Source organism: Thalassovita sp. ABM4_323, assembly GCF_056158665.1.
Map to the genome: position 1 here is coordinate 2,036,029 of NZ_JBSWTS010000007.1, position 20,991 is coordinate 2,057,019.

Below are 20,991 nucleotides of genomic sequence, written 5' to 3' on the forward strand. Positions count from 1 at the left end.
CCCCCTTCATGTCAGAGCGACGCATTACACCTCAATTCAGACGGATTTACGCGGTCTAGAGCCCCCTGGCCAGTCAATCCGGAACCAAAACCGTCAGCGAAGGCAATGGAATTTGCCTAGAACACCAGGATGTCATCTGCCTGGACAGACGCGTTTTGCTCGAATGTGGCCAAGAGCACCTGATCGATCGCCCCGGTGCCATCCTCATCGAACCAAAGCTGACCCGATGTTTGATCAAAGATGAACCGGTCCGTGGCATCGGTTGCTGCGGTCCCTTCGGCAAAATCGTCAGCCGACAAGACACCAGCGGCCACGGCGTTGCCCAGGATCGATCCTTTGAATTTCAACGTGTCATCGTCGCCAAGTATGGTTTCGAAATCAATCAAGCGATCAACGTTGCCCAATCCGATCTCCCGGTCAAAAACAAACGTGTCATTGCCGGCCTGGCCTTTCAGAACATCGTTGCCGCCGCGTCCGATGATCGTGTTTGCAAAGGGTGTGCCTATGATTGTATTGTCCAAATCATTGCCGATACCGTTGAAAATCGCGGGATCTCCATCGCGGGTATAGACCGTTTGCATGAACAATTTCTCAACGTGAGCATCCAGGGAATACGACCGGAAGGCCAGCACCTCGTCGATGCCCTCGCCGTCCAGTTCCACCGCGTTATCGCCAGGCGCGCGGATCAGAAAGCGGTCATTGCCCAGCCCCCCAACCAGAGTATCGACATTCTTGCCACCATCCAGGAGGTTGTTGCCATCGTTGCCCGTGATCGTATTGGCCAGTCCGTTGCCTGCTCCCAAACGCGCATCGCCGGTCAGCTCCAAGTCTTCGATGTGTTTCCGACCCATGCGGAAATCAACGCTGGAGGCAACAACGTCGTGCCCGGACCACTTACGGTTCTCGATAACGACATCGTGCAAGTCATTCACAAAATAGGAGTCGGACCCTTGGCCTCCGTCCATGCGGTCGGCGCCCGCACCACCATCAAGTGTGTCGTCCCCATCGGATCCCTTTAGAGTATCATTGCCAGAAGCACCCAGCAGCATATCGTTTCCGGCATAGCCATTCAGAATGTTATTTGCCGAATTCCCTGTCAAAATATTGTTCAGCCGATTGCCATCCGCAGATTGTGCGGCATCACCTGCCAGTGACAGGTGTTCAACCTCGTCAGGAAGTCGATAGCTCACGAACGCTCGAATATGGTCAGACGGGCCTTCATTCGCGTTTTCAATTACACGGTCAGACGCATTCCGAACGGTATAGTGATCGTTGCCACGTTCCCCGACCAAAAGATCAGAACCGTCACCTGCTTCAATAGTATCGTCGCCGCGACCACCAAAAATTGTGTCGTTTCCCTTCCCTCCGTTCAACAGGTCGGAGGCTCTACCGCCAACAATTAGATTGGCACCGTTGTCGCCGATCAGCGTGTCTGCAAATTCGCTCCCGATGACAGCCTCAAAGCCCCTCAGAAGGTCACCAGAAGAATGGCTGCCATCAACCGGCATGGTTGACAGGCGCCCCAAATCGACAAAAACCCCTTCGGGGGCGTTGGAGTATTCGACCGTATCGAACCCCGCCCCGCCGTTCATTGCATCCGCCCCCGCACCGCCAAACAGGACGTCATCTCCGTCCCCGCCAAGCAGTGTGTCAGCCCCCTCTTCTCCCCTTAGGGTATCGTCCCCACCTTCGCCTCGAAAAAGATTGTCTGCATCGGTTCCAAAAATCCGATCATTCGCATTTGCCCCCGTCGCATTTCCCAGAAAAGAAACCTCATTGGTGTTGAGGACTTCATAGGGTTCCGGGTGCTTTTGCGCCTGTGACGCATGAACGACGGCCCACTGTTCGGCGGTCCAATCCCCATAGTCCATCGCCATTTCCCAAATGGAGATGGTGTTTCTACTGTCTGGCGACCCGTGGAAATTGATATCGCGATCAACAAAATCAATCTCCAAATGGTTATAGTGTTCTGCGTGGTAGGATGAAAACAGCACCGAATGACGCGCGCCTGTGCTGGAGAGACCGATCAAATTGGCGCCGACCAGTTCTTGCAGCAGAAAATGATAGCCATTTCCTCCGTCTTTGTTGTGGGCACCATTGGCGGACAGGTTCTGTGCTTGCAGATCAAGGCTTCGCTGAAATTTGAAACTATGGGACGGTGCATTGGTAACTGAGATATCGCTCAGCGACGCACCAAGTGTGCCATTCAACATCACAGCGGGCACGCGTTCCCAAGCGGGCAAAGTATTGGTAAAATCGTCAAAATCCGCTTGCGCTTCATACACGACGGCAAATCCGCTTAGCGAGACGTTGCTCAAAAAGCCCGTCGGTCGGACAACGGTAGCGTTTGCTTCAGGGGCGTCTGCCAAGGCCTGAAAACTATAGGGGAGATCCCTATCAATCGTGATTGCAGCACCGTCTACGGCCACCACCGTCGCATGAAATTCGCGAAGCTGGTCACCATCTTTAGGGATTTCTTTGCCCTCGACACTTTCGATCGAGGCAAGCCACTCCTGATCGTTTTTTTGTGCCAGATAGATCGTGCTACCAACGTCAAGACCATGATCTTCTGTTGTCAAAACGAAATCGCGGGTATCGATGTCAGCCGTTTCAGCAAGAGCAAACTCTGGCATCCCCGCAAAGATGTCTTTTTGAACCAAAAAGGCCGGAGCCTGAAGCTCGGGATCCATCACAAAGATCGTTGCATCACCTTGACCTTGAAGGGAAATGTTTGAACGATCAATCGTGATCGTTTCAGTTAACCTATAGGTTCCAGCGGCAAGTAGGATTGTTGTTCCCGCTGGTGCAGTTTCCAACATTGTCTGAAGTTCAGAAATTGGGCGCGACGAATCAAAATCCAATACCAATACTCTCGTCCTTCAAAGGGGCAAAACAAACAGAAGATATTCGCGGATTGCAACTCTAGATCGCGCTCGCAACTATAGTGCATGATGCCTTTCGGAAGTCAATTCGATGAAGTTCACCGCAGAACGGAGTTGACCTGCCCCCCGAGGCTCCCTCATTCATAACGAGAGTCTGCGGGTCTGGTTTTCATAGTCTTGGTCGTCAATTTGGGCAAGCGCGCCGGACGCGGAGCTCTCAAATTGCTCAAGCGTTCGGCGCGCTTCTGCGGGCGTTTTGTTTCCGAGAGATGAGTGCGGCCTGACGTTGTTGTAGTCGTACCGCCAGAGCGCCAGTTTTCGACGCGCATCATCCAGACTTTCGAACATCTCTTCATTTAGACATTCGTCGCGCAAGCTGCCGTTGAATGACTCGATGAAGGCATTCTGCTGTGGCTTGCCCGGATCAATGTAGTGCCAGTCGACGCCGTTGTCGTTCGCCCATTTCAGGATTGCCCGGCTTGTGAACTCAGTCCCGTTATCGCTGACAATGCTGGCAGGCTTGCCATAGATACGCACAAGCGCATCCAACTCACGCGCAACCCGGGCACCCGAGATGCTGGTGTCGGCCATCAGGCACAGGTTCTCACGGCAGCAATCGTCATTGACGGCCAGGATGCGGAACCGGCGTGATGCCCCGAACGTGTCCGACAGGAAGCCCATCGACCAACGTTCGCCTGGCCTCAAAGCCTCTGGCATTGGTGTTCGAGACCCACGCGCCCGTTTCCGTCCACGCCGTCGCCGAACGCCCAGCTTCTCCTCGGTGTACAGCCGATACAGCTTCTTGTGGTTCATCACGTATCCTTCGCGCTCCAGCATCACGCCGATCCGGCGGTAGCCAAACCGACGCCGTTTGGCCGCGACGGCCTTCATCTCCTTGCGTATCTCAGGATTGTCCGGCGGGCGTTCACGCCGGACCGTCTTCGGATCGACACCGACAAGTCGGCAGGCCCGGCGTTGCGAGATGTCATGATCCCGCATCGCCCTGAGCGCTGCCTCTCGCCGCTCATTCGGCGTCGTCAACTCTTTCCCAGCAAATCCTTCAGCACAACGTTGTCCAGCATGGCATCGGCCAGCAGACGTTTAAGCTTGGCGTTCTCGTCCTCCATCGCCTTCAGCTTGGCCGCATCAGACACTTCCATGCCGCCATACTTGGATTTGAATTTGTAGAACGTGCCCTGGCTCAGGCCATGCTTGCGGCACACCTCCGCCGTCGGAATCCCGGCTTCTTGTTCTTTGATCATCCCAATGATCTGGGCTTCAGTGAAACGGCTCTTTCGCATTTGTTTGCTCCTTCAAGAGGTTGAGCAAACTCTACATTAAAGTGCGGGAGATTTCGGGGGGCAGGTCACCCCTACAATCGCCAAGTCCGGCGCGTATACTCGGGACTTTGTCACCTCGATTTCGGTGATGGACTTCCGCCCTACGATTTCGAAATCACCGTAATACTGGCGATAAAGCAATTCTGCGCTTCGGGTGTCCATTTCGAAGGTCCAGTTGCGTTTTTTCATCGGCGGGAAAAACGCTTTGGGCAACTTCCGCATAGGCAGGAATTTTACATTCGTTAGCTTTCGCCCAAGATACGTGAACTGCGAATGGTGGCCCGTGCCATTGAATTTCACTCGGTCTTCGTCTGGCCCTACAAGTTCACCGAACATCGCTTTCTCGGTGAAGTTCGGGTTCGGGACATAAATCAATGTGCCCTTTGGTAGCTGGTGCAAGATTTCGTCGGCGGTGTTTCGGTACATGTTGAGGCGATGCGGTTTTTCGCCTCCCGCCCAATCCTCGATCCGGGATGAAGGCATTGGTTCGGCGCGCGTCTCCTCAGTCTTGACCCATTCCGACATCGCTCTTGCACGCTTGACTTGCAATTCAATGTTGTTCGCATCCCTTGGTCGCGTGCCATTGGGTATGTCCAATCCAGCTAGATCAGGTGCGATGGCTTTGTTGTCAGCGAACGCTTGACGAAGATGATACCCGCTACCCGGTCGGATCATGTAAACTCGATGCGACGTTGGCAAAACCTTGGTGTTGAGATTGACCGTTACCATTCGAATTGAGTGCCCCTGAGTTTACTTTCACCTATACGTGTATTATTTCACCAATTCTTGAGGAATAAAAGTCGCCAAGTACGATATGCTGTGTTGCCCTGCCGTGCGGCTTTGAATGGCTTGCGATTGAGAAAACAACGCACAGGCAATCCGCTGGCCAAATTTTCGCATGGGTAGAGCGTGGGTAGGATTGGCAAATCGCCACTTTATTCAATTAAATCAATGGGTAATGGCGGAGACGAAGGGATATCCTACTTCAATCTGCCTATGTAACGATACCAGTGGGTTAGCTTGAACCATGCCCAGAGCACTTGCCAGCACTGTACCAGATGACTGGATCATGGAAAGGGTGTGTCGCCACAAAAACGGTCTTTGTTCAATCGTCTCCATCACCTCGAAACCACATGCCATTCTCATCTCTTTCGGCCCCGCTGCCTTGGAGTGCACCGGAAAGCGCAGTTTTCTCACAAGGGCGTGCCATCTCGGCCATTACTCGAGTGTGCAGAGCCTCCAACGACCATTTTTTCTGGTCCTCACTCAGAACCCTTTCCAAAGCCTCTGGAAGACTAATGCGTCGAGGTTCGCCCCAGATGTCTAAGAACAAGTATCTCCCTTGACTGACCCGCAGGTCGTTGTCCAAGGTCAGCAGGCTGAACAAGGCCTCAGGGTCAATCTCCGGCAGATTGAAAAAGTACTTGGTTGCTTCGGTAACGTGGATTCCATGCCGAAGGTCGGTCAGTATAGACTTCGCCAGGGTAATAAGGTGGCCTTGATCTTGGCGCTTGATCGGAACGTCTCGATCATTGATCCCCCACAATGATGTGCCGACACGAATAAGAGGATCGGCAGGAACGATTTGGAAGGTCTGGTTTGTGCCCCGTTTCTCATTCAGACGCTTCCTAAGTTCATTAGTACGAAGTGGATGCCCTGCCTCTTCAAGAACGAACAACAATGCTTGCCGAATATCTATGCGAGCATGGCTGCTGGTCCCATTCTCTCCCTTTCTTCGCCAAACCAGTCTGCCGAGGTCTACAACGGATTCGCGGCCATTTAGCGCCGCACTCACAACGTACTGATCAACTTCTGAAAACTGAAACTCTGCGCGGTCCGCGAGAATTCTCAGAATTTCGGACGCGTGCCACTGTCGCTCCTCAGGGCCATCAAGTACGACCTCTTCAGCCCAATCTCCCAAGAGCAGGAAGTCGTCCTCCAACATGGAAATGTGCTTTCTAAGGCCGTAGGTGCCCCTTCCCAGAAGCAGGCCAACGTTTGACGCAGCATTATGAATACGTCTGACATCAAAATCCTGCTCGAAGCGAACAGCTATTGCTTCTGCCAACTCGCTGTAATGCAGTGCCTTGTCGCTTTCTTCCATCACAACCAAGACAGCCTGCTCAGCGCCTCTCCCATAAGACTGAAGTATCCTTCCTGCTCCGGTGTCGGAAAAGCGACATAGGAGGGCCACCCTATCCCAAAGGACGTCCCTGAGTTCACGCCCCTTGCTGGCAAGTAGGCCGTGTACACTGTCTCGGCAAAATTCCTCGGACCAGTCCAAGCCTATACCGCCTTGCAGCAGTGCCTTCGCTTCTCGTTCCGCGTTTTCCCATTCGTTCTGGTTTAGCGCAGTGATGTACTCGATATTGTCTATTGAAATCAGGTGGACATCTAAGGACGGAATTGCATCCAGCCAGTACGAGAAAACTTTCGGCTTTTCATGAGCGCCTTCGAACCAGTCGTCGAGCAACCCCAATGCTCGAAGTGGCAGTGGCTCGCGTCGATCTACAAGGAGTTCGACGATTTTTCTCTCAAAGACATCATCCCAGATTTCGGTTGCAATGATCTTAGTCACAGCCTTGGCTTCAACTTGGCGTATGCGTTCTCTTGTAATACCGTACTCATCCCCAATCTCAGCCAATGTCATTTGAGGACCGTCAAGACCCATCCGCTTGACTAAGATATCCTTCTCCCTATCAGAGAGGTTGCCAAGCGCATTCCGAAGCGCAGGCAGAAATGCGAGGCTAAGCCCCTTCTCAAGCTCATCTTCTTGAGAGTATGGCCCGTCCGCAATCCCTTGATTGAGAGCCTCAAGAACGTTCCTAATGCTTGTTTTTCCGAAGTTTTTCGCACGCAACAGGTCTTCCTTGGAGACGGAGGCCAAGTCTGAAACCGTGCTAATTCCGCTCTGTGAGAATACGTTGGCAACGCGAACGGAAATCGGCAAAGTATCGAAATGACGCTCCAGCAGCCATGGCGGAGAACGCCGAGCAATCAAGCAGGGATCATCAGTGTTTCCCAAAGTGAGGTGATTTTGCCGGAATTGCCCTAGTGATTTTCGAAGCGAGTGAGGCAACTCGTGCTCGTTTTCGAGGTAACTCACATCACAAGCTATTCTTGCCTGATCCAGCTTCGCCCTGTCCTCCGGGAAGGCCATCAAGTAGCCTTCAATCCATAGCTCTCTCTTTGGGGCGGCACCATCAGCAATTTTTGGGTTTGCCGATTGAGAGTTAGTGGGCGGAGAAGGATCATCCGCAGCATAGCCCCAGCCGGTTAGGCCTAAGAACACTTCTTCGTCGCGGACAGTCCCAACCGAGCTTCGTGAGGACGTATATCCTTTTGGCAAACAATACTTGGCGCCCTCCGTTAGCAGAACATGACCCGGAAACTTTTGGGCTAAGTTCTCAAAATGGCGAGTGGCCACCCGGTCAAACCCGATATGCAAAACAGCGGAAACGTCATCTGATGCGTGTTCGTCCCATTCATCAACGATGTCTTTGAGGTCAGTGTGCACTTTGGTTTGGGGGCTGCCTTGAGGATCAAATACCATCAAGTAAGCGCGCAGAGGGCTAGGCATTTGAGGCTTACTCCAAGTTCACTTTCTCCACCTCCGCAAGAAGCCCGACGAAGTCTATTCCTGGCCCAATCGCTTGTTGATACAGTTCACGCACCCCCCATTCCGCAAGTCGTTCCACCACTCGGTAGTGGCTCGATCCCGCGAGCAAGTCTGGCGCGAGTTCTTCAACAATGTCTTGAAGGGTGTTGTCTGGATCGACTGACCCGACATTGAAAATGGTCTTTCTCTTGGACAGCTCGCCGGGTTGTGCGCCTTGAGCAAGGGCCAAAGAGAAGGCAAATCGGTAGCCGTCAACCTTTTGAGCGAAAGTGCCATCTTCGACCATCGTTTCCAGCATATCATCGGCTTCCTGTGTAAGGCCGATTGTGACAACTTCTTGTTCAATCAAATCGAAGCCCTTTCTATCTTTGACTGCGTTTCAGATACCTCTGAGATCTGATACACCGCCCCAATTTTGTCTTTGACGGTAGCCAGGTCAGTCTCGGGCCTGATTTCCCCACTGTGAACTAGAAGAACAAATTGGCTCGTCACACTGGGTAGGTAATTGAGGATATTGTCACGGTGCTGCATGTCCAATCGACCGAAAGGAGTGTCCATGATCACAGGTCCGGTCGATCTGCCAGTCCGGTTGAGGCCGTCAATTAGCGACAACGCAACCACCTGCTCCGCGCCTGCACTACGTAGAGAAACTTCGCGCCCAGCACTGTCGAGAATGCTTAAGCCATAGTTTTCATTTATTTTTAGGCCCTGATAGGCCGACTGAGTAGTCATGGCCCTGAATGCCGCACTGGATTTCTCTTCCACCGTTGATCTCAGCTGATCCCTCAAGTGCTCAATACTGGCATCGAAGACATCGTGAAGCTCACTAACCAACGTCACCTTGGCTGTAGCACGCTCTGATCTCCCGCCAGACATTCCGCGAATGCGCGATTGAAGGACTGTGAGCTTCTCGTTCGTTTTCTGGATGTCCGATTTGACCTGTTTGATGTCTTCCGTTAGCCGTCCCTCCTCTCGCAGCTTTTCGTCTCGCTCAAGTCGTTTTCTGGTCAGTGCAGCCGGGTCGCTACCCTCGATTTTGTCTTCAAGGTCAACAATAGCGTTTTCTGTCTTTTGCAGGTTTACGTTTGCAGTCCGAAGTTCTTTTTCGAGTGTTTGAAGTCGATCTTTCGCTTCCACACGGCCAACGCGGTCCAGTTTTGAAAGCTTGGTCATAACCGACCGAAGATCAGAGGACGCATCAATCTGACGGGTGACTTTCTCTTCGAGTTCCGCAACTATCCGAGCGAAGTAGTCTCTTCGTTCATCAGAAATCTGTTGCTGACAAGTTGGGCAAGTGGCTGTCGCCAACAACCTCTGCGTCTCAGCGAGCCTATTATTGAGGATTGCATCCTCGTTGCTGCTTTCCTGCAGCAATTCTTGCTGCTTAAGCAAAGATGCTTTCTTGGCGGCAACTTTTGCGCTCAGCATATCGCGCCATGCCATTGAAACCACCTTGCGGCGTTCGTCGGACTTTTCATCTATCACAGACTTTAGCTCGCCAACCTTATTTTTGGCCGCCTTCAATCGCTCATCAAGGGCAATCAAAGATGCCGCGGCCTCAAGCTCTTCGTCCAACGTTTCTCGACGATCCCGTGTGTCTCCCAGCTTGTCGGAGAGTTGTTTGAGATCATCTTCTCTTGCCTCCAACTCTGCGGTCAATCGTTCCGAGTTTTTGGCCGCCCCCTTTAGGCTGTTTATCTGGGCCATTGCCTGAGCCTGCTTTTTCTGAGCATCTCTGAGCATTGCCTTTAGCTCGTCGCGTCCCATGGTTAACGAAGGCACACCAAGGACTTGCTCAATCGTGTCCTTTATCCGCCTACCTTGATCGCTGCCTTCTACCAACAACTCCTCGTACTCTTGCAAGAGTTCACCGTCGAAAAGGAAGAAGCGCGAAATCTGCTCAGGCGCTGCCTGATTGATCTCAGATTCAACATCAGCGCCACTAACCAAATCCCCATTCTTGCTCAAATGAACACTTGTTTGAAAGTCAGCATTCCTAGAGGGAGTGGCAACATGAGAACGCCTGTCGGCTGTCCGCCTCACTTCGTAGAGGTTCTCACCCTCTTGGAACTTTAGGAAGACCTCGATACTCCAATCGTCTTCCAGAGTTGCATCCTTATTTGCGATCAGGTGAAGCGGGATTTGTCGAGAGTGCCTGCCAATCGCCTTTCCATAAAGGCCCCACCGAATTGCATTCAAAAGTGAAGTCTTCCCCCGCATATTGTCTCCCAAAACCAACATAATGTTGCGGGATTCATCAGTTGGAAAATCAATAGACACCTGCTCCTTGAAGGGCATGAAATTCTTGGCTCTAAGCTGGATCAGTTTCATTCCGACCCCTCCATGGCAGAGCCTTTGCGTTCCAGGGCATCCTCGACCAGCCGTTCCATCGCTGCCATAGAAAGGCTTCTATCCTCGCTGAATTGATACTTCTTTTGAATCAGGTAGCATTTTCGCACGATGTCCCGGTCCAGTTCCGGCGCAATGCTCTCTCCGGCAGAAATCAGCGTGGATAGCGCAATGTCATTTTCAGGAGTCGTCATCTTCTTCAATACCTTCTAGAGAGAGCAAACCGTCGACCTCGATTTGCATTCTGATTGCTATTTCTCTCAACTCCGCACTCGCCGACCGGTTGATGGAGTTAGATGCAAATTCAACAGACCGGACCAGTTCAGAGCTTAGAAGACTAAGCTGATCTGGCTCAGATTCTGGATCGACAGGCACGACGATGGCATCGTGGACAACTGCCATGTACTTGTGATCCGATTTCCGCAGAACCCGACCGCGACGTTGAATAAACTGCCTTGGGTTTTGGGACGAGGCAAGGATCAACGCGTGGGACACTGCGGGAATATCCACCCCTTCATCCAGGCACTTGATGGACACAAGGACCCCACCGTATTTCCTGAACCATTCAAGAGTGGCCTTGCCGTCACCGCTCATGTTTGAGTGGTACTCTATCGGATTCAAGCCGTTGCTCCGAAACGCGTCGATTACCTCCGAGAGCTGTTCACCGTCTTCACAATAGACCAGCCAGCTTTGCCCTTCTTCATACTCAGATAGTACGACCTGTTTGGCCAAGTCGATCTTTGCAGTGGCCTTTTTTGCGATCCGTGAGCGTTGGATCAAAAGCATTTTTACGCGCTCTGTGAGCACTTTGTAACCGGATTCATCTTCTTTGAGCCGCGCCATCTCATTTCGAATGCGCTTTGTATAGTCCCGCCACTCATCTGCTTCGGTTGCGTTTAGGTTTATCGGATGCGGGAAGTACTCATATGGAACCAGACGATCCATCTTAATCGCATCTGTTAGCGATATTGCTGGTGGAACAACTGGACCGAAGAAGGCGAAAATTCTGGCTGTTCCCTCTGGGTCGCCAAACCGCTTGGGGGTAGCACTCAATCCAAGTCGATGCTCGGCGTTAATCAGAAGGCATTTTGAGTTCTGTGGGCTACCGATTTGATGCACTTCGTCGGCCACGAGCAACAAATCGCTTCCGCTACCAACAAGGGCGCGAAATTGTTCCGAGCTTGCGGTCTTCATTGTTGCGATAACAGCACGAGGTCCCAATCCGGTATCTGGGTCGCACATTGCAGAGAGCCGTCCGGCCTGCTTCCATTTGGTGTTTCCAGATCCAGCCAACAGAAGTGTCGCGTCTGGAATTTCGGATGCAATTTCCTCATGCCATTGCCCATGTAACAATTTGCTGGGCACCAAAATCAACGCTGGTTTACCAGCAAGAACATGCTCTTTGATGGCCAATATGGCTGTGAACGTCTTCCCGGTTCCTGTCGCGTGTTCAAATATTCCCCGACAGCCTTGTTGCTTCCATCGAAGAATGGCTAGCTTCTGGTGCTCTAACGGGTCCCGTTCTCCCTTTCGTGAAGGCACATTCGCTTCAACAGATCTGAGGTCTTGCAAGCTACCAAGTGAAAACTTCTCTAGGTATTCTCGGACCGAGGACGGGAAAGTAGTGACATCAAGGTCATTATCCGTACCGCCCCACATGCGGCGGAAGTGGTTCAGGTGTTTGTTGACCCGTTCCCCTTCAAGGCCACCCCTCCAGCTGCAAAAGACTTCTATAGTCTCAAAATTACCGTCATCGTGCCATCCACTCCACGTCTCGTTTGTCGATCCACGGAATGAAACACTGTGACCAAGTGTGTCCGAAAATACACCAAGTTTTTCGTGGTAAATTCCTCGGCCTACTTTTGGTGTGGCCAGTTTAATGTCGAGCGCACCGCAGGAAATCAAAGTCGATAGAATTCGAGTGTTTGGATTGGTGGTTTCGTCAGAGATCAGTCGATCAACATCCCTCCTTAGGGAATTGGCTATCACTTTGTCACGTTCAGCATACCCCCCTGCGATAGCCTCGACATCCTCGGGGCTAAGTGAGGGAGAACAAATCAAGCGAATTTTCCCGCCCTTCAAGGCAAACTCGTGAATTGGAGCGCCAACAACATGAAAAACTGACGAGCTGAAGTAACCTACGGCCCTTTCATATAGCCCCGAGTTTCTAAGGCATCTCGCATAGAACAGGCCGACAGGGTCATCCTTGGAAGAACGATACTCCGTTTCCAACGGCAACAAGGAAAGGTTGCCAGAGTATGCCTTCTTCTCGCTGGCGCTGTTTCTTTCATTTACCGACAAATGGGTTTCCCATGAACTAGGCGCTCTTAATAAACTCTTCAAAACGGCCTTTCGAGCCCTCTATGTATTCTCCGCTGGCCTCAACCCCCAACCAGCGACGCCCAAGCTCTTGAGCAACAGCACCAGTGGTGTTCGATCCCATGAATGGGTCAAAAACAAGGTCAGTTTCATCAGTGAGGAACTGAATGAAGAAGGCTGAGAGAGCCGATTGCATTCTCGCGGGATGTGCCGGTAGGTCATTCTCTTTACAGAACGCTCTGTACTTCGAGTCCCACTGGGTTCCAGAGTACTTCAACAGCGCTTCGGGAAAGGCATTCCCTTCTAAGTCAAGGACATTTGGTCCGATGGCTCCACCGTGGTCATTTAAGAAACCAGTTTCAGAAATAACGTGTCCAGAGGGGCGTGCACCAGCATTGTAGCTCTTTCTCTTGAGCAAGCGTTTCATGTCCTTGCTGTAGGGATTGAGAACTTTGCGGTTATCAGCCTTCGGGTATTCGCTCTTCGACATCCACCAAACGTGTGTGAAGGAGTCCTTTAACCGTATACGTTTGACATTCACCCATGCTGCGGGGCTCGGCAATCTTGCTGGGTTGTGACAGATGACGTGCTGGCACAGATTAAGGTTGGCTTCACGTTTGAAGGCCATCAACGCCTCTAACGGCAAAGTGGACATTGTTGGAGAACCAGGCTCCCAGGCATTGCCAATTTCAACAACGATCGAACCATCGTCTGCGAGAAGTTCGGTAAGGCCAACGGCCAGAGATGACAACCAGTCTAGGTACTCTTGCCCATTGGAGTTGCCATATTGCTTTTTCCTAACCAACGGATAAGGGGGCGAGGTCAAAATTAGGTTTACTTTACCCTTGTACCTCTCAAGGTGTTCGCTGGCTAATGCGTCCTCGATTTTCCCTTCCAGGGCACAGCCGAATGGAGTTTCGTAAGCCTTGTGGACCATTCCAAAATCTTGAGAGGTATCCGTTTTACTATCAGTGTCTTTCATTGGTGCAATTTGCCTTTTCCTTTATCTTGTCTCCTCGCCCGAGGAAAAGGCAGAATCATCCGCAAGTTGAAAGCTGATCTGCGCTCGCGCACTCTACCCAAAGAACGAGCGATTTTCCAAGCCGATACTTGATGCAAGCCATCAGGCATCGTCGTGTCCGACAAGAGATTTCCGTCAATTTCGTGCGTGTAGCGGGCGTGGTTCTCTGGCGTTTCCACACCGGTCCCAGGATTCATACCGACAAGCAGCGATCTGTCAGAAAGGAACTCACAACAGCGCGCCCGCCGCGTTCCCGTCGAACAGCCCCGCATCACGCACGTAGCGTGACAGCATCAGGTCCGAGGCATGGCCGGTTTGTGCTCGCACCTTGTAGGTCGGCACCCCGGCCTTAATGGCACTGGTGGCGAGGCCAGCGCGGAGGCTGTGGCCGCTGTAGCCTTCGGGGTCGATCCCGGCAATGGCGAGGCGGTTGCGCAGGATGGTAGACACGGCGTCGGAGCGCAGGCGGTCGGGTTGCACGTTCCCGTGGCGGTCAACGGGACGGAAGATTGGGCCTTCGCCCTTGTTCAGGACACCCAGCCACGCCGACAATGCACTGACTGGGCAATGGCGGGTGCGGCCAAGGGGGATGCCGATCTTGCGTCCTTGGCCTGTTTGGTCGGTCTTCGAGCGGCGCAGGTGCAGGACCAGACCTTCGCGGACCTCTTCGATGTCGGTCCGATCAAGGCCGACCAGTTCTGACGACCGGAAACCGCCCGCCCAGCCTATCAGCAACAACGCCCGGTCACGTTTTCCGCGTGCATCATCCCCAAGCGCATCCAGCAGGATGAACAGGTCTTCGCGCAGCAAGGGGCGGGCCTGATCCTGTGCTGTGCCCTTCACTCGTTTGATCCCCCGCATCGTGGCTCGCACGATTTCGCTGCGGCAAGGGTTAGGCCAGGCGTTCGCCTGATGGACCTTGCTCAGGGTCGCCACTCGCCGTGCGAGGCTGGACGGGGCCAGCGTATCGGCTTGATCGGCCAGATAGCGGGCGACCAAATCAGCGGTGGCCGGGAGCGAGCCGCCCCAATCCGTGAAATGCGCCAGATCGGCGCGGTACGCTTTTCGCGTGTTTGCAGACAAGCTTTCACGGATGAAATGCTCGACGGCTTCGTCAGCCGTTAAATCGGGGCATCCCGCGCCCTTCGTGGGCCGGGATAAGAAAGGATTATGCCGGTTTAGAACGATATCGCTCATGCCACGCCCTCCCGCACAACCTCGGCCCGGATCGCGTTCAGCTCGGGCATCGCATCCTTGAGGGCGGCCAGCCCGAATTCGAGCGCGTCACGTGGCAGGCCTGAGCAGTCCCAATGCCACCTGTCCCGCAGGCTGGCGCTCAGCGATCCGACCGCGTGGCGGCGCAGGCACTGACCTTCGACCCGAAAAAGCAACTCCCCGGCAACCTGCACCCGGTTTGTTCGCGGCAGGAACGCCCCGGCCCATGACGCCATGCCTGCATTTCGCAAGAGCAGCCGACCGAGGGCCGCCCGACCGGGGCGCGTGTACATGTCGAAAGCATAGGACGGCACCCCATTGATCCGCGTTTCAACCGGGGTTGGATCATCTTGAACCCCGGTTGCGACCACCCCGTTTTCGAGGGACAGCAGAGCGACAAACGGCGGCAGCATGGCGGAGGTCTTGGTGAAGTTGGCCCGCGCGATCTGCACCATCGTGGGCGCGACGCCCAATTCAGCCAAGGTATCGAAGGCCAAGTTCGGATTGCCTTTACGGGTCGGCAGGTGATCGCTCTGGCAACGGGTGGTGCCGACCAGATACCAGAGCGCGAGGGCCTTGCGGTCGAGCGACGGGCACCCCAAAACAATCTGGCGCAGGCGGTCATTTGACATAGCGGCGAAGCGGGTGCGGTCCTCGGCCAAATCGGGCAGCCGTTCGAGGCTCATAAGCAGATCATCGGCAGCGCGTGATTTGCGGGCGTCCACCATGCGGCGGATCAGGTAGTCGGTGACGACCGCATCCCCACCCAAATCGCGCCGCACCTTCGCGCTGGTCAGACAGGCGGCGGTGATCGCCACGGTTTCGATATCCGCCATCCCGATATCTTCGGCGGCGATTATATTGAGGCGGCGCAGCAGATGTTCCCTTTTCACCTCCAGCAAAAACCGTCCGGCTTGTCGCGCCGCATACAGGTCGCCTCGGCGAATGGCCTTCTGCAAGAGGGAGCTGGCGACCCACTGGGTGCTGGTGAACGGGGCGATCCTTGGCCCCGGATCGAGCGCGGCAATCTCCTGCGCGGCGATGGTCTGAAATTTGGTGAGTTTGGATGTGTCTATCACGACTTGCCCTCCTTGGCATCTTGGAGGGGGGCGAGATCGTCTCACCCACGTTAAGCGTATCCTGTGACACCGTCAGGGAAAGGGAAATCGGGGTGACAGGTCGGGTTCCCCCCAGAAAACACCACCCTATTTTGCGTGCAGTTGATTGCAATTTCGCTAAGTATCCACATTGGCTCAACATCTGGATTTGCGGATTGGCCGGTTTTGTCCCCCCGAAAAACCACGCTGGATTTCCACTTTGCCTGCCCCGCATCCGGCCAACCTGCATTGGCTAAACCCGGAATATCGAAATGTCGCCAAAACTGTCGCTGGGACATTTTTCGGTCCGTCGAGCGCGACCCGCCATCCTTTCAACTCGACCGAATACCAGCCATCCGCTAAAAGCTCAGACGAGCGGTACGTGCCGCTTGGGGCGTAGAACACCCCGAAGCAAGAGGTTGGTGCAGACCTGAACTGTGCCGACGACCCTGACTTCTTAGGTCCGGGAGCCTGTGGCGTATGTCCAGGGCTCCCGCCTAAAGGCCATGGGGACCGGGCTTGCTTCGGTTGTTCTAACTCCCGGATCAGGGAATTTCAGAGTGTCAGCAACCCTGCGGGGACGTACCGCAGCCGTTGCCCGGAGTTGGAATGAAAGCCATTGGAACACCCGTCATAGTGAGTGCGGATGGCGCAAGCCACATTGAGCAGATTTCGCTGACGCAGAACGAACTTTATGATGAGCGCTGGCTGCAAGAACTGATTTTCAAGAACCCTTCGCTGCTGCCGATGGATCAGGTCGAGCCGGGACTGGGCGAGTTGATCCCGATCTGTATGGAACTGCCGCTGCGCTGTGGGTATCTCGACAACCTGTTCCTCACGCCTGATGGCGATGTCGTCATCGTCGAGGTCAAGCTCTGGCGGAACCCGGAAATGCGGCGGGCGGTTCTGGCCCAGGCATTGGACTATGCGTCAGCCCTGTTCTCTATGAGTTATGAGGAACTGGATGCTGCGGTCAGGAAGGCCGATGGCGCGAATGGCCGCACGATGTTCGAGATCGCCGATGGCCCGGAAACGCTGGAAGAACCGGAATTCATCGACGCGCTGATCAACCGACTGAAAACTGGCCGGATCGTGGTCATCGTGGCCGGGGATGGCATTCGTGGCGAACTGGAGAAGTTGGTCGAGCAGTTGCAGACCCATGCGGGCTTCCGATTTACCTTCGCGCTGGTCGAGCTGGCCCTGTTCCACGCCGACGATGACCGCTGGCTTGTCGTGCCCCGCACACTGGCCAAGACCTATCGGATAGAGCGCGGCGTGATCAGGCTGGAGGGCGACAGCGTTTCGGCCTCGTTCGAACCGGCTCCAGCGCCCCGCATTTCATCGTCAGCGCGCACGGTATCGCCAGCAGCAAAAACCATCTCATCTGACATCTTCTATGACGCCATGCGCGACATTGATGCGGACCTGCCACGGCAGATCAACGAAATGCTGAGCAAGGTCGAGACCTACGGCGTATATCCTGAGTTCTCGAAATCCCTGCTCATCAGGATGGCGCTGCCAAATGGAGATGTCGCCCATCTCGGCTTCGTTGAGCGCAACGGCAACGTCTGGTTTAGTACGCCTAGTGAAACCAAGCTGCCGAACCATGACGCAGAGAACATTTTCTTTGCCGAGCTTTCAGCACGATATGGCTGGGCGCGGGAGGGCATCCTCGGCAAAGAAAAGCTTACCTCAAAAGGCAAACGCCCAAAGGTGGCGGAGTTGGTTCAAGGATCGGCCGGTTTCGTTTCTGCTGTAAAAAGTCTCGCCGACCACGTTCGCACAGATTAAGACAACTACTTGGCGGCAACTGCTCATGCCGCTGCTGACAATGACTGCATAACTGTGCAACGGCTGTGCTTCGGGGCAGTGCAACCCAATTTGCCGTAAGAATGCAATTGGGTGATTTGAAGGTTTTTCTGTCAAGCCTCTGCGCTAAAACATTTTTTCTGAGCATACGCATGTTTCCTGAGGGAAGGGCCGGTGCAGATCCTACACCACCCAACTGTGCAAAGGATTGCTCGACACACCGGACTGCCACATCTTCGGTGACAATCTGGAGATATCGACATGACAGCCGTTGATCGCGCACTCGCCCAACTTTCGCATTCGCCACTGAACCGCGCCGAGTTTATCTCGGTGGCGGAGGCGGCCAATATCCTGAACAGGTCGCTGCGGACCATCCGATATTGGGAGAAGGACGGCCACATGCCCCCGCGCAAGCGGTTCGGCAAGAAGCTGATGTACCGGCGACAGGACGTGGAAGAACTCGCGCAGCTACTGGGGGGTCAAGATGCTTGACATCAATCAATCGCCCGATCAGCTCGAAACACTTCACACCGAAAAAGCATACAGACGCGCCATTCATCGGGATCGCGTCCGCTACAACCAGCACATGGTGACGCTGAGGGAATTGATAGTCGCGGGGGATGCGAAAGCTGTCGCCTTGGCGCAGGACTGGCTTCTGACATCACCCAGCTCCAAACGAACAGCCATTGCCCAACTCCTGACTGCAGGAAAAGACATCGACGTTTGGACCTATCAGGACGTGAAAGCTCTGGCTGGCACCGTGACGCTTTTCGAGCCAATGGCCGAGCCAGTTACAGTCTTCGCGAAAGAAAAGACGTCAAAACGTGGGTTTCGAGCGATCTTCTCTTTCGGGGACCGACTTCGTGTTGGACAGCGCATATTGGCCAACTTGATCGAATCCCACACCTTCAAGCGCAGCTACCAGCACTTTGATGACGGTGTTCCAAAAGCGATCAGGCGGGTTCTGGCCCAGATAGATGCGGGCCAAGTCTGGCTCGCTCATCTAGATATCAAAGACTTTTTCCCCTCATTCACAATAGAGGGGCTCACTGACTTCTTACCGCTGCCGCAGACAGTGGTAGAAGCCGCCCTGACCGGGCGGAACATGATGCTGGAGTGTGCATCATCACCACAGGGGCTATCCCCTCAACACTTCATCGAGGAAGCCCGCCGGGGCTTGCCACAAGGAGCGGCATCATCGCCTGCCATCTCTCATCTGTGCGTATCACAGTTGGCGCTGGATGTCGCGATCCTTGAGCATCTATTCAACTACGAAGACGACTTTCTTATCCTGGCTAAGTCCAAGGTCGAATTAGGGAGTCGGATCGGGGTTTTGACGGATGCGGTTGGCAATCTCCCCGGCGGGCAATTCGAACTATCGGTCAAAACTGTCGCACATGCCTCAGAGGGGCTGGACTTTCTGGGACACCGGCTTTTCAGCCGTAATGGACAAGCGCGGGCCGAGCCAAGTGTGGGCAACACGATGCGGCTCGCCAAGCGGCTGCATGAGATCGACGAGAAACATGCGGTGTTTTCGAATTTGTCAGGACAGATCGACAAATCAGCGCTCTTGCACAGTTGTGCAGACAAATTCGCGGTTATTTCAGGGTGGAAGGCAGCGTTCGCGTCATGTCACCCTGAAACCGAAGGCTGGCAACAGCTATTGGCGATCGAAGAAGGCGTCCATGCGGACTTGGAGGCGCACGGGCTGTGCACCTCTGACCTCCCTGCGGCGGCAGAACCACTGAAACAACAGAACCGAAAATTCTACTACTACAAGTGGTTCGCCTAACGGCGGTCACCAGTCCGCGCCCGGAATTGACATGGGATATCCAACTTTCTCGATCTCCTCTTTCAACCGCGCTATGGATGCGCCTTTGCCATAGCCCCAGTGGGCGGCATCATCGGAATGACCACAGAGCTGCATAGCGATGGCGTCGGTGACGTTGGCATCATGAAGGGCATCCACAAAATTGTGCCGGAAGCTGTGAAAAACATGCAGCGGGGTTCGGAATTTCCATGTTTTGCCGTAGTTACTCCAGAACTTGGACCACGGCTGGCTGTATGTTCCATCGCTGCCGAGTTTCAAATCTGGGAACAGGCGACCGTGAGGTCGATCTGCTACATAATCGAGGAACCCAAGGTTTAAGATGGCCGAGTGGATCGGCACGCGGCGATAGCTGGAACCCGTCTTGAGGTTCTTGATCTCCTCCTCTGGCTCGTCTTCCCATTTCGAAATATCGAAATAGGCGATCCCCTCCTCTGATCTGATGTCGGCTTTCAGCAGCTGGATAATCTCCCCCGACCGCATCCCCGCAAAAAGCGCGATCACAGGCACCCAATACCGCCCATCTTTCATCAGCAAATCACCCTTCACGCCGGATCGGGCAATACTGCTCCGCCCGGTGTAGATCGGCGTCTGGAATATCTGATGCAGCTGCTCGGCGCTGTAGGGAAGCCGCTTGGGCTTGCCCTTGGGCGGCTTCTTGACCAGCAGCTTGATGTCAGCGCCCGGTACCTTCGGCAGATATTCTTCGGCCACCATCCATGCGACAAACCGCTTGAAAAAATCGAACCGCTTCTTCTGGGTCTCATAACCCATCTTGGGCAGCAGCTTGCCTGCTTCCACCGCCGCAACCGGGTCCAGATCGCGGGTTTCGGGCTTCTTCTGATAGTGGGCAGGTATCTGGCCGATCAGATCGCGCAAAGACTTCATGTCGTTCGTGTCGAGCAGGGACGCGGGCTTGTCGAAGTCGATCACAGCACGGGCCAGATCGAAGGACAGGCGCAGATCGCCCAGCGTCTTTTCCTTGATGTTTTGCGTGGCAAGCACCTCTTCGTATTTCTTGGCCAGCTCGCGCAATGGCGGGGCGACAGGAATTGAAGGGGCTTGGACTGTCGGAATAACCTGCACCGCCGCCGGGACTGTGCCATCTGGCGATGGCTCAACACCTTCAAACAACGGATCAGCAATCTGCGTCTGAGCGTAATCACCGTGTAGCTTCGCCAACAGCAGGCGGTCCGCCTCGATCTTGGCTCTGAGCAGGCCCGTCTGGGCGCGCTGGAGCGCCTGAAAGCGGCTTGTTAGGGTGTCCGGGGGGATTGCCCCCACAAGAGTGGTTGCGTCGCTCTGCACGTCGCTGGGGAAGTCCCTGACCGCGAGACGCCGACGAAGGAGAGCGAGCCGTGTCTCAAGGGTAGCGATGCAGTCCTCGACATCCACCTCAGCCTCGGGCGCGAAAATGTCGGCAAACTCCTGCCCCCAGTCCAGCGCCTCGCGGAAATAGTCGCGGATCGCCTGATCTATCGCTATGTCCTGACCCTGAGCCATCCTCCGCGC

Annotated in this window: 15 protein-coding genes; 3 read left to right on the plus strand and 12 right to left on the minus strand. The window is 54.3% G+C overall.

Annotation, left to right across the window (positions count from 1 at the left end; all coding sequences use genetic code 11):
* Positions 1-116 precede the first annotated feature (116 nt).
* The 11 genes from ACXADQ_RS12510 to ACXADQ_RS12560 form a co-directional block, all read right to left on the minus strand.
* Entirely contained in the window at positions 117-2,867 is a 2,751-nt protein-coding gene (locus ACXADQ_RS12510) for a calcium-binding protein (RefSeq protein WP_475320756.1), read from the minus strand.
* Between the two features lie 156 nt (positions 2,868-3,023).
* Positions 3,024-4,183, minus strand: a protein-coding gene (locus ACXADQ_RS12515) for an IS3 family transposase (RefSeq protein WP_475320759.1) whose coding sequence is annotated in 2 segments (ribosomal slippage) — positions 3,024-3,934 and positions 3,934-4,183 — 1,161 coding nt in all. Because the reading frame shifts where the segments join, the coding sequence is not laid out codon by codon here.
* A gap of 36 nt (positions 4,184-4,219) precedes the next feature.
* Positions 4,220-4,951, minus strand: a complete 732-nt coding sequence (locus ACXADQ_RS12520; protein WP_475320762.1) for a hypothetical protein — start codon at positions 4,949-4,951, stop codon at positions 4,220-4,222.
* Between the two features lie 376 nt (positions 4,952-5,327).
* Positions 5,328-7,802 (minus strand): sigma factor-like helix-turn-helix DNA-binding protein, encoded by a 2,475-nt coding sequence (locus tag ACXADQ_RS12525; RefSeq protein ID WP_475320764.1) that lies wholly within the window; start codon positions 7,800-7,802, stop codon positions 5,328-5,330.
* A 7-nt stretch (positions 7,803-7,809) separates the two neighbouring features.
* Complete coding sequence (locus ACXADQ_RS12530) at positions 7,810-8,190, minus strand: hypothetical protein (RefSeq protein WP_475320767.1); 381 nt, start codon at positions 8,188-8,190, stop codon at positions 7,810-7,812.
* Positions 8,187-10,172 carry an AAA family ATPase gene (locus tag ACXADQ_RS12535; protein WP_475320770.1) on the minus strand — a complete coding sequence of 662 codons (1,986 nt, stop codon included), beginning with the start codon at positions 10,170-10,172 and terminating at the stop codon, positions 8,187-8,189. Before ACXADQ_RS12535 ends, ACXADQ_RS12530 begins: the two co-directional genes overlap by 4 nt.
* Complete coding sequence (locus tag ACXADQ_RS12540) at positions 10,169-10,384, minus strand: hypothetical protein (protein WP_475320774.1); 216 nt, start codon at positions 10,382-10,384, stop codon at positions 10,169-10,171. Before ACXADQ_RS12540 ends, ACXADQ_RS12535 begins: the two co-directional genes overlap by 4 nt.
* Positions 10,371-12,491 carry a DEAD/DEAH box helicase family protein gene (locus tag ACXADQ_RS12545; protein WP_475320778.1) on the minus strand — a complete coding sequence of 707 codons (2,121 nt, stop codon included), beginning with the start codon at positions 12,489-12,491 and terminating at the stop codon, positions 10,371-10,373. The genes ACXADQ_RS12540 and ACXADQ_RS12545 overlap by 14 nt, the downstream gene beginning before the upstream one ends.
* 16 nt (positions 12,492-12,507) lie before the next feature.
* The gene (locus ACXADQ_RS12550) at positions 12,508-13,491 is read right to left on the minus strand and encodes a DNA-methyltransferase (protein ID WP_475320780.1); all 984 of its coding nucleotides are present in this window, start codon (positions 13,489-13,491) and stop codon (positions 12,508-12,510) included.
* Between the two features lie 267 nt (positions 13,492-13,758).
* A complete protein-coding gene (locus tag ACXADQ_RS12555; RefSeq protein WP_475320782.1) occupies positions 13,759-14,727 on the minus strand; it encodes a site-specific integrase in 969 nt (322 codons plus the stop codon).
* Positions 14,724-15,824, minus strand: a complete 1,101-nt coding sequence (locus tag ACXADQ_RS12560; protein WP_475320785.1) for a hypothetical protein — start codon at positions 15,822-15,824, stop codon at positions 14,724-14,726. Before ACXADQ_RS12560 ends, ACXADQ_RS12555 begins: the two co-directional genes overlap by 4 nt.
* Before the next feature lie 627 nt (positions 15,825-16,451).
* Here ACXADQ_RS12560 and ACXADQ_RS12565 point away from each other — a divergent pair.
* The 3 genes from ACXADQ_RS12565 to ACXADQ_RS12575 all read left to right on the plus strand — a co-directional run bounded on the left by ACXADQ_RS12565 (position 16,452) and on the right by ACXADQ_RS12575 (position 19,443).
* A complete protein-coding gene (locus ACXADQ_RS12565) occupies positions 16,452-17,633 on the plus strand; it encodes a hypothetical protein (RefSeq protein WP_475320789.1) in 1,182 nt (393 codons plus the stop codon).
* A gap of 279 nt (positions 17,634-17,912) precedes the next feature.
* Entirely contained in the window at positions 17,913-18,143 is a 231-nt protein-coding gene (locus ACXADQ_RS12570) for a helix-turn-helix domain-containing protein (protein ID WP_475320792.1), read from the plus strand.
* Entirely contained in the window at positions 18,136-19,443 is a 1,308-nt protein-coding gene (locus ACXADQ_RS12575; RefSeq protein ID WP_475320796.1) for a reverse transcriptase domain-containing protein, read from the plus strand. Before ACXADQ_RS12570 ends, ACXADQ_RS12575 begins: the two co-directional genes overlap by 8 nt.
* Positions 19,444-19,449: 6 nt before the next feature.
* Here ACXADQ_RS12575 and ACXADQ_RS12580 read toward each other — a convergent pair whose 3' ends face one another.
* Positions 19,450-20,982, minus strand: a complete 1,533-nt coding sequence (locus tag ACXADQ_RS12580) for a site-specific integrase (RefSeq protein WP_475326076.1) — start codon at positions 20,980-20,982, stop codon at positions 19,450-19,452.
* Positions 20,983-20,991: the final 9 nt, after the last annotated feature.